Origin of the sequence: Hymenobacter crusticola (genome assembly GCF_002154225.1) — a bacterium.
Taxonomy (GTDB): Bacteria; Bacteroidota; Bacteroidia; order Cytophagales; family Hymenobacteraceae; genus Hymenobacter; species Hymenobacter crusticola.
Map to the genome: position 1 here is coordinate 1 of NZ_MTSE01000044.1, position 16,579 is coordinate 16,579.

The following is a 16,579-nucleotide window of genomic DNA, read 5'->3' on the forward strand; positions in this document are numbered from 1 at the left end:
GCCAGCAACGCGAAGCCCTCTTTGATCTGCTGAACCCGTAACGACACCCTTGAGTGGTGTCCGCGACATTTCTGTCTGAGCAGCAGAGGGCTCCCTGCACCTGTTGGAGCAGCGGCCCGTTAGCCCAGCGTGAGCTCTTGGCGATGGCGCTTACCACGGGTCCGGCTGATGCCGGTGCGGGTGACACGCTCGGCCACGGACAGGCCTGTTGCCAACGCCTTGGCCAGCTTCTTGGCATCCTGTCCCGCGGGCCGACCTAGGTGCTCCAAGACCCGTATGGATGTGAATTGTGATCGAAAACGGCTACTTAGTTCAGTGTCACTACTATGAAGCAGGGTGCGTATGCAGGGCCTATCTTACTTGCTCGGATTTTCGTCGTATCGGGTTCAGGGTGCATGGCGGGGGCGTCTTACACGATGTAAGACGCATAGTTAAGCAAGATTTCGGCTTTATACATGCTGTCTTACCGATACTCACAACCTACGCTTGGCTCGTATCCAGGCTGGCGGCTACCGTCCTACCTCCCGCAAAAGTGTATATCTGTCAGGTAACAGCGCCGGTCAAGGCCTGCTGCTCATCCGGTAGAGCTTGCAAGAGTGCAGGGGCAGCGTATAGGCTATTCCTATGCAGTGACGGGATCCAGCCTATCAAACATAAAGCGGTGCTCGATACAGACGGGGGAGGCCGCCAAGATAATCTCGGCGGCCTCCCCCGTCTGTATCGAGCACCGCTTTACATCTTAGTGGACCTGGTCCGTTAGGGTAAGCCCGTGCCCGCTCAGATAGCGGTCCAGTACGGCCGGGGAGCCAGTGGGGTCCGCCAGGGCCACATACGTATCGGGGCGCAGCAAGTAAGCTGCATGTTTAGCCAAACCAGCGTGTTCATGCGCTTGCTGCCAGTTGAATACGTGTAGCGAAACGCCGTGCCGGATGCACCACGCTGGCAGGTCGGCGCTTGCTTCGCCGTACACATGCACTTGCCAGCCAATGTCCGTGAGGGGGGCGTAGTTGTCCGCCGCCGGCAGGGGCACCCAGGGCAGCCGGTCGCCGCCTTGCACCTTCCCGGCCTTGCCGGCGCTCAACGGGCTTTCGTGGTAGTGGAGCGTGGTTTGGGAGATGGTGCGGAACAGGTATTCGCGCAAATGCTCGCTTTTGTAGGCGACGCTGATGAAAAGGGGAGCGATGTTGCCCCGCACGAAATCGGCAAAGCCGCCTTCGGCCGTGGCGAAGGTGAACAGGCGGTCCGTGGTTTCCACCAGCTTGCGGGCGAAGGCCTGGCGCTCGGCCTCGTAGCTATCGAGCAGGCTTTCCGACGCCTGCCCTTTCAGCACCGCCGCGAATTTCCAGGCTAGGTTGATGGCGTCCAGGATGCCCGTGTTCATGCCCTGGCCGCCGGCCGGGCTGTGCACATGGGCCGCGTCGCCGAGCAGGAAGGCCCGACCGCGCCGGAAATGATCCGTCACGCGGTGGTGGACCCGGTAAGTGGAGAACCAATTCACCTTTTCTACCTTGATGTTTAAGCCGTTGATGGCATCGTGGCCCACGTCTTCGAAACTCAGCTTCTCGGGGTGCTCGGCCCGCTCGTCCCGCACGGTGCCGATGAAGCGGTATTGGCCAGCCTGCCCGTAGTACATCACCAGCAGAAACTCGGACTGGTCGAAGGCAATGTGGGCTTGCTCAGGTGGGTTGACGCCGCTGGCCACCACGTCGGCCACGTAGAAAAGCTGGCGGTAGGTGCCGCCCTCGAAGCCGCTGCCCATCTGGTGACGCACTGGGGAGCGGGCCCCGTCGCAGCCGGCCAGATACGCGGCCGTGCAGGTTTCTTCCTGGCCATCGGGGCCTTTCAGTACCGCTTCGATGTGGTCGCCTTGGTCCTCGAACGAGAGCAGTTCGGTCCGGCGCTCCACTTCTACCCCAAGCTCCCGCAGACGCTCCACCAAAAACTTCTCGTGGCGGTCTTGGGGGAAGACCAGTACGAAGGGATAGGGCGAGATTTCCTGACCGGCGTCCACGAGTTGAAGCTGTGCTTTGTGCTTGCCCTGCGCCCACAGGTTCATGGCCGGCGTCTTGTAGCCGGTGGCCACCACCGCGTCGGTCATGCCGAGCTGTCGGTAGAATTCGAGCGTGCGGGCCTGCACGGCCATGGCGCGGGAGGTTTCCCCTGGGCCGCTACTCTTGTCGATAAGGCGGACCGTAACACCTTGTTTGGTCAGCCACAGGGCATGCACCAGGCCGGTCGGGCCGGCGCCAACGATTAAAACAGCTGACTTTGTCATGCGTGGTATTGAGAACGACAGCGAAGGACTTCGCTGCGGTGAGTGAATAGGAAAAACGGGTAGTTGCAGCGTTTAAGAAGCAGGATCAAGTGACGGACTGACAAATTAGTGCCGTGTCAACCAAGTTGTTTAACCATATGGTTAACTAATGGGCAAAAAAATTAGATCCCTAATTGTAGGCCGTTGATGACGAGGTCGGGTACTTCCGCCCGGCGACGCGCCATTTCGGCGGCAAACGCCTCCTCCGAGAAACCGGCCGCCACCTGGTACAACGGCTTGGCTAGAAACGGAAAGACGATGAGCGACACGATGTTGATGAGCAGTTGCAGGCCGCTAATGGGCCGGATGCGCCCGGCCGCCACGGCTTCTTCTACCTGCTGAAAAAAGCGCTGTAGGCGCGGCTGGTTGGTTTGCACCACTGAGGCGAAAAAGAACTGCGGATTGCGGTTAATGCCATCGACGATGAATAACGGCAGAAACGTATTGCGACTGATGAAGTCCAAATAGAAGCTACTCACCTGGTAGATTTTAGCAAATAGGTCCGCCTCCGATTCCAGCAATTCAAACAGTTGCGGCATGGCCCCACCGATGGCCCGGCTGACGACTACCTCAAATAGCTTTTCCTTGCTGCGGAAGTAGTAGTGCAGCATGGCTTTGTTAATGCCCGCACGGTCGGCTATTTCCTGCATCCGCGCCCCAGTCAGCCCGCGCTCCAGAAACACGGCTTGGGCGGCATCGAGAATGAGTACTTCGGAGGTGGGCTTGGCTTGGGCAGGCATTAAGCAATCTGGTTTAACTAACCATTTGGTTGAACCAACGCAAAGATAGTCGCTACTGTTTTACTTGGTGCCAAAAAATGGAAGAAACCTGACCATCCTACTTCCAATCAGGAGAAAGCACAAACTGAGCCCGTACGGCGCGAAACTGATTCAGCACTTCTTTCGCATTGCCGGTTGCTTTCGCAGGATCCGGAAAGTTATGATGCAGTCTCCGAGCGGTTTAGGCAAAATGCTCCTGCAGCAGCGTGTGGACCTTTTCCTTGGTCAGGGGCTTGTTGAGAAGGCCCGCAATGGGCAACTGCTGGGCGCGGGCTAGGTCTACCGGGTGCAGCGAGGAAGTGAGCAGGACGACGACAATGGCTTGCTGCTGAGTCAGCGGCAACTGCCCGTAGGCTTCCAAGAAACCTAAGCCGTTGAGCACGGGCATGTTCATGTCCAGCAAAATGAGCCGGGGACACGTCGTGGTTTCGGCCACACAGGTCTGCACGAGCGTGCGCAGGGCCTGCTCGCCGTTTTCGGCCACGAGCACCTGCTCGGCTGCCCCCATACGTGTAAGCAGGAGCTTGTTGAGGTAATTGGTAGTCGGGTCGTCATCGACCAGCAGCACACTAGCGAGCGTAGGCATGGTAACTGATTAGGGCGCTTAGGCAGGAAAAGTAACCGTGAAGGTGGTGCCGGCGCCGGGCTGGCTCTGCACCGCGATGCGGCCCCCGGCATTCTCTATAAGGCGCTTAGTGATGTAGAGGCCCACGCCCGTACCCTCGACGTGGGTATGCAGGCGTTGGAACAAGCCAAACAGCTGGCGCTGCTGCACCTCACTCATGCCCAGCCCATTGTCTTGCACCGTGAGCACCACCTCGGATGCCGTCTGCTCCGCGTGCACGCGCACCTGGGCGGGCCGGTCAGCGGCGCGGTACTTGACGGCGTTGCTGAGCAGGTTATACACGATGCTGCGTAGGTTAGCCGGCGAGAAGGACACGACCAGGTCGGGGGCTACTTCGACGCTCAGCCGCACGTCGGCAGCCCCGATAGCGGGGGCCAGGTCCAGGCGCACGTTCTCCACGACGGGGGCCAGCACGACCGGCTCGGCCGGGCCGGCGTGGACCAGTTGCAAGCGAGAGATATCCGTGAGCTGGCCGATGGTGAGTTGAAAGCGCCCTACCGTTTGATTGAGTAAGTCGAGCAAATGGGCCACCACCTCGTCCTGCTGCACAGAGGCGGGCAGCGTGTCGCGCAACGCCAGCACGATGCTTTCAATGTTGGTAATCGGGGCCTTGAGGTCGTGCGAGGCTGTGTAGACGAACGTGTCCAGGTCCACGTTGGTGCGCGAGAGCTGGGTATTGCTCTCGTGTAGCTCCTCGTTGGCGGCCATCAACTCCTCGTTGATGGCCGCAAGCTCTTGGTTGGCCTCATCCAGTTCCTCGTTCAGCTGGTGTACACGCTGGCGGGTGCGAACCTGCTCGGTAACGTCGTGGGCGAAGACCCGCACGCCGTCGATCACGCCGTGGGTGGTGCGGCGTGCTTGATAGGTGAACGTCCAGTAGATTTCCTCGGGGGCGTGCCCCTCGTAGCGGGCCATCCACAGGGGCAGCTCCTGCACCGTAATCGGTTCGCCGGTTTGGTACACGCGCTGGAACAGGTCGGGGATGGGGGTGCCCACTAGTTCGGGCAGGGCTTCCAGCAGCGGCTTGTCCGCTAGGGCGCGCCCCGGAAAGATGCGCTGATAGGCCGGGTTCACCAGTTGAAACACCAGGTCGGGGCCGTCGAGGATGACGATGGGCGTGGGCGCTTGCATAAACAGCTGCTCGAGCTGCTGGCGCTGGGTTTCGCGCTCTTGGCGGGCCAGCACCTGCTCCGTCACATCGAGGGCAAAGGTGGAAATGCCCACAATCTCGCCGTGCTCCCGATACGCCTGGTACGTGAAGTTGAAGTAGACTGTGTGGGGCGGGCTGTCGGGCTGCTCGGACACGAAGGGCACCTCGGCCCCAAAAAACGTTTCGCCCGTGTGGTACACGCCCTCGAGCATGGCTAAGTAGCCTTGCGCCGCCGCATCGGGCAAGACCTCGGCAAAGTCGTGCCCCACGAGCTGGCGGCCGGCAAAGACTTGCTGGTACACCGGGTTGACGTACTCGAAGCGATACGTCGGCCCGCGCAGCAGCGACACGGCCGCCGGGGTTTGCTCGAACACCTGGTAGAAGGACTCGCGCACTTGCACTTGGCGCTGAGCCGCGGCGAGCAGGTCGGCTTGTAGGGCCAGGGTTTCTTGGGTACGCGCCTGCACGCGGGTTCCCAGCTCCTGGTTGAGCTGCTCGACTTGCTGGCGGGCTTCCACCTGGGCCGTGATGTCCACGGCAACGTTAAGGACCTCCGTCACCTGCCCCTGCGCATTGCGGATGGGCTCGAAGGTGGTGCGGTAGTAGCGGCGTTGGGGCTCACCGGTGCCGGCAAAGTCGGCCCAGGCTTCGGTTTCGGCCTCGTAGAAGGGCTCGCCCGTCTCGTATACCCGGTCGAGTAACTCGTAAAAGCCTTGGCCTTCAATATCGGGAATCACCTCGCGGATGGTGCGGCCTAGGGTCGTACGCGCCGGAAACAGCCGCTCATATTCGGCGTTCACCAGGTCGTAGACGTGCTCCGGGCCGCGCAGCAGGGCAATGTTGGCGGGCATGCGCATGAGCACTTGGTACAGGCGCTGGCGCTCCGCTTCCGCTTCCGCGCGGGCGGCTTCCAGCTGTTGCTGGCTCAGGCTCAGGGCGGCGTTGGCCTGCTGGTACTCCTCGTTGCTGGCGCGTAGTTCTTCGTTCAGGGCGGCCAGCTCCTCATTCAGGAGCTGCACTTGTTGGCGGGCCAGCACCTGCTCCGTCACATCGCTGGCGTAGATCAGAATACCGGTCGGCTGGCCGCTGGCATCATACTCCGGTAGATACGTAATGTTTAAATAGGCTTTATAGCGCTGCTCGGGCTGGGCAATCAGGATCGGCTGCTCCCACTGTTCATAGGCCTGCCCCGTCGTGAGCACATCGCGCAACACCTGCTCAAAACCCTGCCCGGCTAAATCCGGGAGCGCCTCGAAATGCGGCTGGCCCAGCAGCTGCTCCGCTGGCCGTCCCCAGAGCTGGCTCATGCGGGTGTTGGCCAGCTCGATGAGAAAGTTCGGCCCCCGCAGCAGGCCCATGGCCACAGGCGCCCGGGCCACGACGTACGCCAATTCGCCCCGCTGCTGCTCGGCCTCGGCCCGGGCCTGCTGCTCGCGAGCCTGGCGCTCGCGCAGGGCGTTTTCCGCGGCGGTCCGGGGCTGGTCGGCCGTGTCGGTGAAGCTGACCCACAGCCACTGGCCACTGCGGCGGGCCGCGATGTAGAAGTAATTATCGAGGCCGTCGGCCTGATAATAGCGCTCCAATTGACCGGGCTCGCTGGTTTCAAACACCTGCCGGTAAAAGGCAAAGATGCCGTTGGTGAAGATGTCGGGAAACAGCGTGCGGGCCGTGCCGACAGGCCGTTCGGGCAGCCCGGTCATGCGCTGGGCGGCGGGGTTGAAATACGCCGGAGCAAAATCATCCAGCTCGCCGGTGGGGCTATAGCAGGGACGCAGCAGGTTGACCGCAGTCAGCGAGACGGCCAGCAGGTCCTGCAGCAGCGAGTCGGGTTCAAATGAAGGCGCAGACTCGGGGGAAGCAAAAGCAGCCATAAAGAGCGAAACAGCACCGCCACAGCCAGACTGAAAGCAACGGAATAAAACAGCAGATCGAGAAAGTGGGACGGTAGCAGCTCGTCCGCCTTCGCCCGCGTTATTGAGTTACTTACGTAGGAAACGTTGTTTTGTACTGAAATAGGTCGACCGTTTTAGAATCTCGCCCCGACGCTAAACTCCTCCTTTACATGAACAACTCGCCTCGGCATAGTGGCGTCAACAACCCCTGCTCCTGTGGAATAGGGGCGGTTTTCGGGTAGTATGTTCAGCGAAACGAGGGAACCTCATCGGCGGCCCTACGACTGAAAAGATTGTCTGAACGCGATAGGCGATAATTTGGTCTTGGCTTTGAATAGCTTACTAAACGAGGGCAGATGTTCAAATCCTAGCTTATAGGCAATTTCGCTGACCGTTAACGTAGTGGTGGACAACTCGGCTTTGGCCCGCTCGATCAGCTTTTCGTGAATCAGCTGCTGGGTGCTTTGCCCCGTCAGGGATTTGAGCAAGCCGCGCAAATAGCTAGGTGACACGTTGAGGCGGTCGGCAATGTAGTGCACCGTAGGTAGCCCGTTTGCCAGCAACTCATCGGAGCTAAAATAATCGGACAGCAAGCTTTCTAATCGGTCCAGCACCTGATGGCTGCTTTTCTTGCGGGTGATAAACTGCCGCTGATAAAACCGGTCGGCGTAGTTGAATAAGGTTTCTAGGTGCGAAACGATGATGTTTTGGCTAAAACCATCTAGGTTGGCTTCGTATTCCGTTTTGATCGTGCCCACGATGCCATGAAGCAGCGTTTGTTCTTTATCGGATAGGAAGAGGGCCTCGTGGGTAGCATACTCAAAGTACGCATACTGTTTGATCTTGGTGGCCAGACTGGTATTCCACAAAAAGTCCGGATGGATAAAGAGCATCCAGCCTTCTACCTGCTCGGGTAGCCCGTTTTCTTCGCCGTGCAGGATCTGCCCGGGCGCCAGGAAAGCTAGGACGCCTTCGTCAAAATCAAACGCCTGCTGCCCGTAGCGCAGCTTATCACAGCCTTTTTTGAGGATAACCACATACAGCTCAAAGAGCACGGAATGGACGCCTGTGTACGCTCGGGCTTCTGCTAAATCGACTAAGCCAATGAGGGGATGATGCGGTTTGGCAAAGCCCAGCAACCGATGAATTTCGGTGATGGACTTTATGCGATGAGGGATTGAGGGCGTCATGGTGTACCTACGCTTACTTGTGGAAAGGGTACTTCAGCCAAATCAGCAGCAACGGCAGCACTAAAAAGGGTATTTCTAGCTACACAATAGGCAGTTTACCGGCCCTAATGGCCAACGCCATGATCACGACAATGGACACAGCGTTCAGCACGTTTCCCCAGAAGAAGGTTTTGGGCAGTAGGAGCAGCATGCCCGTGACACCACTCCAACTACCGAGGATAGGAACCAGCGACTCGCCAATACCTAGCTCGCGCATCATGTGCAGGGCTTGCGGGTTGTCTTGGGCGGTAAACGCATCCCAGCCGTGTTTGAAGCTTAGCCCCACGGAAACGAGCAGCAGGGCCAGCGAAAGTAGGGACTTGATCATTTCGCGATGGCTTTGATTTTTTTGAATTCTCGGTGTCCAAATTGGAGCAGTAGATTCGGCATAAGGCGGCTAGCTAGTTTGATCACGCCAACCAGGGGTGGCCTAAGCTCGGGTTTGTCATTTAGCAGACCTTTGATCGCCACGGCCACCAGTTTATCCGCCTCCATCAGCATGCTGGGGTTGGGTTGCACGGCCCAGTCTTTTTGCAGATTGGTTTTGACCCCGGGCGGGATCAACTCAAACACTTTCACGCGGGTGTCTTCTAGTTGCAACCGTAAGGCTTGGGTGTAGGCCCGCACGCCGGCCTTGCTCGCACTATAAATAGGCGCCGAAGAATAGGCCATAAAGGCAATAGCGGAAGAGACATTGACAATAGCCGCGGCCGGCTGTTGAAGCAGGTGTGGCAAAAATTGGTGCACCATCTGGATGGTGCCCGACAGATTCGTCGCTATTTCGCGGGTGAGGTTAGCCAACGCCAGGCTACGGTCCTGCAAGTCGAGCAACCGCATTTGTCCGGCGTTGTTGATGAGCATATTAAGCTTCGGGAATTGCCGGGTTACTTCTTGGTAAAGCTGCTCAATGGCGGCCGGGCTGCTCACGTCACTTTGAAAGGTGTGCACGGTCGGAAACTGCCGTTTGGTTTCCTGTAATGCGTTGAGGTCACGGCCCGTCACCAGAACGGTGGCTCCTTGCTCAAGAAGTTGTTTGACCAATTTTAGACCGATGCCGCTAGTCCCGCCGGTTAGGAGGATAGTGCTGTTTTTCAGTTCCATAAGTTGCTGTTGTAGGTAGTGAGGCAAAGGTCAGGCACCCCACCAAAACAGCGTTAGCCAAAACGACTTTTGGTTTAGCCAAGACGCGCCAGCCAACAGGTCTTGGCGTGTGCGAGGATGGACATTGTTGCCCTATAGCAGTTTCGCGCGCAGTATAGCGCAGATATCTTATCCGGGAATAGATTGACAGTTTCTCCCTGGTTTCGCTGTACAACTCTGCGCCATTTAGGCCATTGAAAAGAGGTTCTTTGTACTGAGCAGAGGCCGTTTTTAGCCTGTATTGTTCACCCAAACCAACATTTTCTTGAACAACCTAGGTTAAAAACAACCCTTTCTACAAAGAAACGCTGTTTTACAGTGCTTATACAACAAAGCTTTTTGTTCAGTTAAAGCAGCGGTTTTCTATTACTTGCTTACCGTAGTGGAAGCGTTGCAACAACGCCTAAATGTGCTCTTGCATAAGGACAATTTTAAGAGTGAAAAACTGTCAACTTATTATAGGACAAGATACTTAGGTTTTGTGTTTACCGCTTATATTGGCCTGCTTGGTTACGTTTCGCCTGGATATTGGGACCAATAATCCCGCCTACGCGCTCTACCAAGCTACTTCAGAGCATAATCAGGGCAGTTTTTCAGCTAAGCTGCTCACGAAAATCGCATTTTTCCTTACTCTGCTGGCTCTTCCAATTCAATGCCACGGTGTTTCTTGGCGTATTCCTGGGGGGACATCTGGTGCATCTTCTGGAACGTGCTCCGGAAGCGCTTGAGGTTTTCGATTCCCACTTTATAGGCAACTTCGGAGATACGCAGGCTACTTTCGCGCAGCAACTGGGCCGCTCGCCGCATGCGCACATCCTGAATGAATTCGATGACCGTTTGGCCCGTGATGGTTTTAATGCGGCGATACAGCAACGATTGGCTAAGCCCAATTTCACGCACCAGCACTTGAACGTTGAACTCGGGCTCTTCCAGATGCTGCTCCACGATGGCCATGGCCTTTTCCAATAGGGCCCGATCTTCATCCGGCAGCGTAATGGCGGTAGGTTCCAGCAATATCTGCCGTTGGTAATACTCCTGCATTTGCTGACGGCGGTTAAGCATATTGGCCACTTTGGCTTGCAAAAGCTCGGGGTGGAACGGCTTGCTCACGTAGTCGTCGGCCCCAGTTTCCAGTCCTTCTAGCTGCTGCATGGCGGCCGTGCGGGCTGTAAGCAGCAGCACCGGGATGTGCATGGTTTGAGCGTGTTGCTTAACTTTTCGGCACAGCGCCAGCCCGTCGCTTTCGGGCATCATCACGTCGGAAATAAGTAAATCCGGGCTAAACGAACGCGCTATCGCCCAGCCCTCCAGCCCGTTGCGGGCCACCTGAACGTCGTACAACGGCTCGAAAAGCTGGCACAGGTAGCCTAATACTTCTTCGTTGTCTTCCACCAGCAACAGCTTGCGGGCTATCCGCGCCGGGCCGGTGCCCATGGGCCGTACTTCCGCAAGGGCGGTTGGCAGCTCAGCACCCAGCAGCGGCAGTTCGTCGTAGGCAACTGGGGTAGTGGCGGGCTGTATTTCCTCCGGTCGCAAATGCGCGAGGCCCAGTGGCAGCCTGATGCAGAAAAGGGTGCCCTCGCCGGGGCGGCTGTGCACGGCGATGTCGCCCCGGTGACTGCCGATGAGCTGCTTTACCAGTGCTAGCCCAATGCCGGTGCCCATTACCTGCATCGTGTCGGTGTGCGAGGCTTGGTAGTACACGTCGAATATGCGGTCCAGCTCTGTGGGCTGCATGCCGCTGCCCGAGTCGCGCACCTGGAGCTGCACGTAGTTATCCTGCAAACTACCATTCGCATACTGAGCCGGCTCGTTCGAGCTGCCTACTACCGTCAGCGACATGCGGATGCTGCCGCCAGGCGGGGTGTACTTCAAGGCGTTGGATAGCAGATTGCTGAGCACAATTTCCAGCTTGCTTCGGTCGAAGTACAAGGGTATGGCGGCGGGTACGGCCTCGAATTGGTAGTCAAGCTTGGTTTCGAGCGCCTTGGCCTGGAAAATCAGGAATACTTCCTGCGTGAAGGCGACTAGGTCGTCTTCCTGCGCGCGCAACGTGGGCTGGGTGGCCTCAGCTTTGCGGAAATCAAGCAGTTGGTTAACAAGGTTGAGCAACTTGCGGGTTTGCCGGTGCACCAGCAGGAGCTTGTCGCGCATGCCGCCGGGCTTGCCAGGCAGGGATACTAACTCTTCCATGGGCCCCATAATGAGGGTGAGGGGCGTGCGCAACTCGTGCGAAACATTGGTAAAGAAATGAAGCTTCAACTCATTGAGCTCTCGGTCTTTTTCATGGGCGAGCTGCTCCAGGGCTAGCTTGTTTTTCAGTTGCTGCTGGGCGGCGCTTACGCGCCGGAATGCCAGCAACGCGCCCACTACGGCCACACCGTATAGTGTATACGCCCCCCAGGTTTTCCACCAGGGCGGCAGCACCACAATGCGCAGTTCAGCGGGGTGCCGCGACCACCGCCCGTCGCCGTTGCTGGCCTTCACCCGGAAGGTGTAGTTTCCCGGCGCGAGGTTGGTAAAGTTGGCCGTGCGTTGGCCGGGCGGGGGCGTCACCCAGCCTGCGTGGTAGCCCACGAGCTGGTAGGCGTAGGTGTTCTTGCCTGGGTTGGCGTAGTGCAGCCCCACAAAGTCCAGCGAAAAGTCGTTTTCCTGGGCTTTGATGGTGATTTCCGGCGTGGTAAGTAAGCTCTGTGCCAGCAGCACCCGACCATTAAGGGTATCGCCGATGGCCACCGAACGGTTGAGCACCCGCAGGGCTGTAATTGCCACCGTGGGCGAATAAGGGTTGGGGCAAATGGCGCTCGGCTGGAAGTAGTTGATACCGTTGATGCCGCCAAAGTACAGGGTGCCATCCTGGGCCCGGTGCGCCGCTCCTACCTTGAACGAGTTGCTTTGCAAGCCGTCGGCGGCGTCGAACCGTAGGCATTGCCGAGTACGCGGGTCGAAGCGTAGTAGCCCACCGCCCCCGATCCAGAGGCGGCCTTGCTCGTCTTCCAACATGCTTTCCACGTCGCTTTCCGGCACCCAGCGCTGGTAGCGCCGCATGCTGTCTGTGCGGGGCTGGAACTGATGCAGCCCGCCCCCTATAGACCCTAGCCACAGATTACCCCGTTGGTCAGGTAGCAAAGGGCACACGTAATTGACCGACAAGCTGTTGAGGTTGCCGGGCTGCTTGGTGTAGTTGTTCAGCACCCGGAGTGAGTTCACGGCCGGCTGTAATTTCAGTAAGCCGGCATCGTGGGATGTGGCCCACAGGACGTTGGCCGCGCCGTCATAATAGAGCGTGCAAAACGAATTGGTGGGTAGGTGGTCGGCTTGCTGCGAGTAAGCTTTCACGAAGACCCCTTCCGGTGTAAACTGGCACAAGCCAGCATCGTAGGTTGATACCCAGATGAAGCCCGCCCGGTCCTCGGCAAAGCCCATCACCATGTTGCTGCTCAAGCCCTTCTGGCCGGGCCGGGCAGTAAGCCGGGTCAGCTGTTCCCGTCCCGCCCGGCGGCGCAGGCACACAATGCCATCATGCCAGGTCCCAAACCAGAGCGTGCCCCGTGAGTCCTGAAAGATGGTGCTGACGTCTACCTGCACGCCCTCGCCATCGGCCGCTTTGCTCAGGTAGTTTTGGTAGGTGTGCGTGACGGGGTTGTATTTGGAAAAACCGTTGCGGGTGCCAATCCAGAGGAGGTTGCGGGTTTCTTCCTTATAGATGGCATTCACATAGTTGCTGGGCAGGGAGGGTCGACCGTTGACTTGCCGGCTCAGGTGCCCGAACGGCTTGGCCAGCAAGTCAACCTTGTTGACGCCTCCAGCCGAAGTACCGATCCATACCACCTGAAAACGGTCTTCCAGCAGTTGATGTACGCGCCCGGACGTCAGGCTGGTGGGCACCCCATCCTCGGGTACTAGGTGCTCGACTTTCCCCCGCCGCAACCGTTCGATTACGCTATCCTTTGCCGGGGCGGCTGAATTCAACGCCTGGGTTGCGGACGGGTGAACAATGAAGATACCGAACTCGGTGCCAACCCAGAGCCGGCCAAATGAATCAAGCAGCAGGCTAGACAAACCAGGAAACACGTTGCCCAGCGGTTTAGTAGGCATCAGGGCTGCTTGCGCTGTTGCCGGTAGCGCTTGCCAGCAGAACACCTGGTTTTGCGCGCCAACCCAGAGGTTGTCCTGACGATCCAGGTGCAGCGTCTGGATAGCGTGAGTAGGCAACGCGGCAACGCGCAGAACAGGCTCTGCAACGGAGCCATTGGCGGAATACAGCCCCCGGCTGGTGCCCACCCAAATAATTCCAGCTTTCGAAGCCTGTACGTCGCTCACCTCATATTCTAGCGGGAGGCCCGCACCGCGTATCCGGCGCAACCCGGTGAAACGGCCTTGCAGGCCGCGCTCCACGACAAACAGCCCGGCCTTCTCAGTGCCCACCCAGAGCCGACCGAGCCGGTCGGTTGCCATACTGGTGATGTAGGCTTTCGCCAGCTGTCGCGCCGCTGCCCGGCAGCTAGGCGGAAATAGAACTTCCGTAAGATAGATGGCCTGTTCTTTTTGGCGGTCGAAGTAGTTGAGTCCCGCGTTTTCAGTGCCCACCCATAAGTCACCGCTGGGGGCCACGTACACCTTGCGAATGCGGTTGCTCGACAAACTCCCCGGCTTGTCGGGTTGCGCCAAGAAGTGCTGGATGTGCTGGCCGTCGTAGCGGTCTAACCCGCGGTTGGTGCCAACCCACATAAACCCGAGCCGGTCCTGCGCCACGGTCATGCCATCACTATGCGCCAGGCCTTCGCTCACAGTGAGGTGATCGAAGCGCCAGGCTACGGGCGGGGGTTGGGCGGCGGCACAGTGGGGAAGGAGGGCAAACAGCAGCCAACAAGCCACTGTGTAAAGGAATTTCATGAAAACCAGGGTGGGAAAGAGTAGCGACTGGGAAGGTACGAGTTATTGCTGTAACCAGGTATTTTGATGGGTTTGACTGAAAACAGGCCTTAGTTATATGAAAAACCGCCCCCTGCCACTTGGGCACAGGAAGTAATATTGTGCTTGTAAATCTACCTGTCGAAGCGCTAGCAATTGAACACAGTCAATCTCTTCACAAGACTGGGAGAGAGCCTGCTTTTAGCGGTTAGCAGCGGTACAAGTGAGCCTGGTTCGGTGGATGCTGCGTTGCTTGTTCGTGCCTCTTCCCTAACGAACATAGTAGTGCCCTAGACCTAGCTTTTTGTTAGCAATGAGCCACAGATATCGATTTCATGCTCCCGGCGAATAGTATTATACAGCTAAACCTCCCTTCGAAAACCCACTGCTTTTTCCATGTTCTCCTGCTTGTCTCTTTTTACCACTGGCCGCAATGTACTGCTGCTAGCTGCTACCCTTTCCTCTTTCGCCGCTCACGCGCAGACGCCCGTCCGCACGACCATACCCTTCGATACCGACTGGCGCTTTGTGCAGCAGGATGCCCCCGGCGCGGAACAAAATACCTTTAATGATGCCAGCTGGAAGACCGTCGTGGTACCCCACGACTGGAGCATTGCTGGGCCATACGACCGCGCCAATATCACGGAGCGCGGGGGCGGCTACCTGCCCGGCGGCATCGGGTGGTACCGCAAGCAGTTCACCGTACCGGCTGCCGAAGCTAAGCGCCAAGTGTGGGTGGAGTTTGATGGGGTTATGGCCAACAGCGAGGTGTGGCTAAATGGGCATAAGCTCGGGCAGCGGCCCTATGGCTACAGCAGCTTTGCCTACGACCTGACGCCCTACCTGGTACCGGGTAAGGCCAACGTGCTGGCCGTGCGCGCCGACAACTCGGTGCAGCCGGCCTCGCGCTACTACACCGGAGCCGGTATCTACCGCCACGTACGGCTGGTGAGCACGGCGCCTACACACTTCACCTACGGGGGCGTGTTCGTCAGCACGCCGCAAGCCACGGCCACCCAAGCCAAAGTGCAGGTGCAGGCCGAAGTGCAGAACCAGTCAGCTACGGCGGGTAGCTACACGTTGGAAACCACGCTGCTAGCCCCTAATGGCAAACCGGTGGGCACTACCCGCAGCAGCCAGCCCGTAGCGGCGGGCCAGACCGTAACGTTCACCCAGACCCTGCCGGTAGCCAAGCCCCAGCGTTGGAATTTGACCCAGCCCGTACTCTATCAAGCCACCACGCGCATACTAGCTGGTAAAACCGTACTCGACGAGTACACTACGCCCTTCGGGATTCGGGAGGCGAAGTTCGAGGCCGCTACTGGTTTTTGGCTGAACGGCGAGAACCTCAAAATCAAGGGCGTGTGCCTGCATCACGACGCGGGTGCCCTCGGTGCGGCCGTGCCGCTACGGGCCTGGGAGCGGCGCTTGGAGCTGCTCAAGCAAGTGGGCGTCAATGGCATTCGCACGGCGCACAACCCGGTGGCTCCCGAGTTCCTGGATCTTTGCGACCGGATGGGCTTTGTGGTGATGGACGAAACGTTTGATACTTGGACCGAGGCCAAAAACCACGCGGAACGAGGCTACAACCGCTTTTTCAAGGACTGGTGGCAGGCCGACACCCGCGACATGGTGCGTCGCGACCGTAACCACCCCAGCATTGTGCTCTACAGCGTGGGTAACGAGATTCACGACAACCTGAACAACCCTACCGGCTTCCAGCAATACAAAGACCAGCAGGATTTAGTACACCAAACCGACCCCACGCGCCCAGTAACCATGGCTTTGTTTCGGCCAGGCCAGAGCAAAGTATACGAGAACGGCTTTGTGGAAACCATGGACATCGTGGGCCAGAACTACCGCGAAAACGAGTTGGTAGCCGCCCACGAGGCCAAGCCCGCCCGCAAAGTCATTGGCACCGAGAACACCCACGTGCTGAGTGCTTGGCTCGCTCTGCGCGACAAGCCTTATATGGCCGGGCAATTCCTGTGGACGGGCTTCGACTACCTAGGCGAAGGCGACTGGCCGGAAATTGCCAACGGGCAGGGGTTGTTTGACCGCACCGGTGGCTGGCGGCCCGTCACCTACCAGCGCCAGAGCTGGTGGGGCGCGCAGCCCATGGTGCGCGTTGTGCGCAAAGAGGAAAACGCCGGCGCCGGCGCCTGGGTCGCCAACTGGACGCCCACCGACTTCGACACCTACGACGACGCTAAAGTGCAAGTGTACAGCAACTGTGACGAGGTCGAGCTGTTTCTCAATGGGAAGTCCTTGGGGACCAAACCCAAACCCGCCGACGACTCGCCCCGCGCCTGGGACGTGACGTTTGCCAAAGGCACTCTGCGGGCCGTGGCCCGCAACAAGGGCAAAGAAGTAGCCACCGACGAGTTGAAAACCGCTGGCCCGCCCGCCCGCATCGTGCTAAGCACCGACCGCCCCAAGCTAGCTAATGACTGGGACGATGTGGCCTACATCACGGCCCGCGTGGTGGATGCTAACGGCGTGCTGTGCCCCAATACCGACCAGCAACTCACCTTCA

Annotated in this window: 9 protein-coding genes; 1 reads left to right on the forward strand and 8 read right to left on the reverse strand. The window is 58.6% G+C overall.

Going from position 1 to position 16,579, the window contains the following annotated elements:
* Positions 1–739 precede the first annotated feature (739 nt).
* The 8 genes from BXP70_RS27395 to BXP70_RS27430 form a co-directional block, all read right to left on the reverse strand.
* Positions 740–2,275 carry an FAD-dependent monooxygenase gene (locus BXP70_RS27395; protein WP_086597316.1) on the reverse strand — a complete coding sequence of 512 codons (1,536 nt, stop codon included), beginning with the start codon at positions 2,273–2,275 and terminating at the stop codon, positions 740–742.
* 161 nt (positions 2,276–2,436) lie between these two features.
* Positions 2,437–3,054: a TetR/AcrR family transcriptional regulator gene (locus BXP70_RS27400; protein ID WP_086597317.1), complete on the reverse strand. Its 618-nt coding sequence runs from the start codon at positions 3,052–3,054 to the stop codon at positions 2,437–2,439.
* 220 nt (positions 3,055–3,274) lie between these two features.
* Positions 3,275–3,679, reverse strand: a complete 405-nt coding sequence (locus BXP70_RS27405; protein WP_086597318.1) for a response regulator — start codon at positions 3,677–3,679, stop codon at positions 3,275–3,277.
* Between the two features lie 18 nt (positions 3,680–3,697).
* Positions 3,698–6,739 (reverse strand): PAS domain-containing sensor histidine kinase, encoded by a 3,042-nt coding sequence (locus BXP70_RS27410; RefSeq protein WP_086597319.1) that lies wholly within the window; start codon positions 6,737–6,739, stop codon positions 3,698–3,700.
* Positions 6,740–7,038: 299 nt separating this feature from the next.
* A complete protein-coding gene (locus BXP70_RS27415) occupies positions 7,039–7,950 on the reverse strand; it encodes a helix-turn-helix domain-containing protein (RefSeq protein ID WP_086597320.1) in 912 nt (303 codons plus the stop codon).
* 79 nt (positions 7,951–8,029) lie between these two features.
* Positions 8,030–8,317 (reverse strand): hypothetical protein, encoded by a 288-nt coding sequence (locus BXP70_RS27420; protein WP_086597321.1) that lies wholly within the window; start codon positions 8,315–8,317, stop codon positions 8,030–8,032.
* The gene (locus BXP70_RS27425; RefSeq protein WP_086597322.1) at positions 8,314–9,090 is read right to left on the reverse strand and encodes an SDR family oxidoreductase; all 777 of its coding nucleotides are present in this window, start codon (positions 9,088–9,090) and stop codon (positions 8,314–8,316) included. Before BXP70_RS27425 ends, BXP70_RS27420 begins: the two co-directional genes overlap by 4 nt.
* A gap of 666 nt (positions 9,091–9,756) precedes the next feature.
* Complete coding sequence (locus BXP70_RS27430; RefSeq protein WP_086597323.1) at positions 9,757–14,025, reverse strand: two-component regulator propeller domain-containing protein; 4,269 nt, start codon at positions 14,023–14,025, stop codon at positions 9,757–9,759.
* Positions 14,026–14,451: 426 nt separating this feature from the next.
* Between BXP70_RS27430 and BXP70_RS27435 the strand changes: the two genes are divergently transcribed.
* Positions 14,452–16,579: glycoside hydrolase family 2 TIM barrel-domain containing protein (locus BXP70_RS27435; protein ID WP_218779885.1), on the forward strand; the 2,128-nt coding region annotated here is incomplete at its 3' end.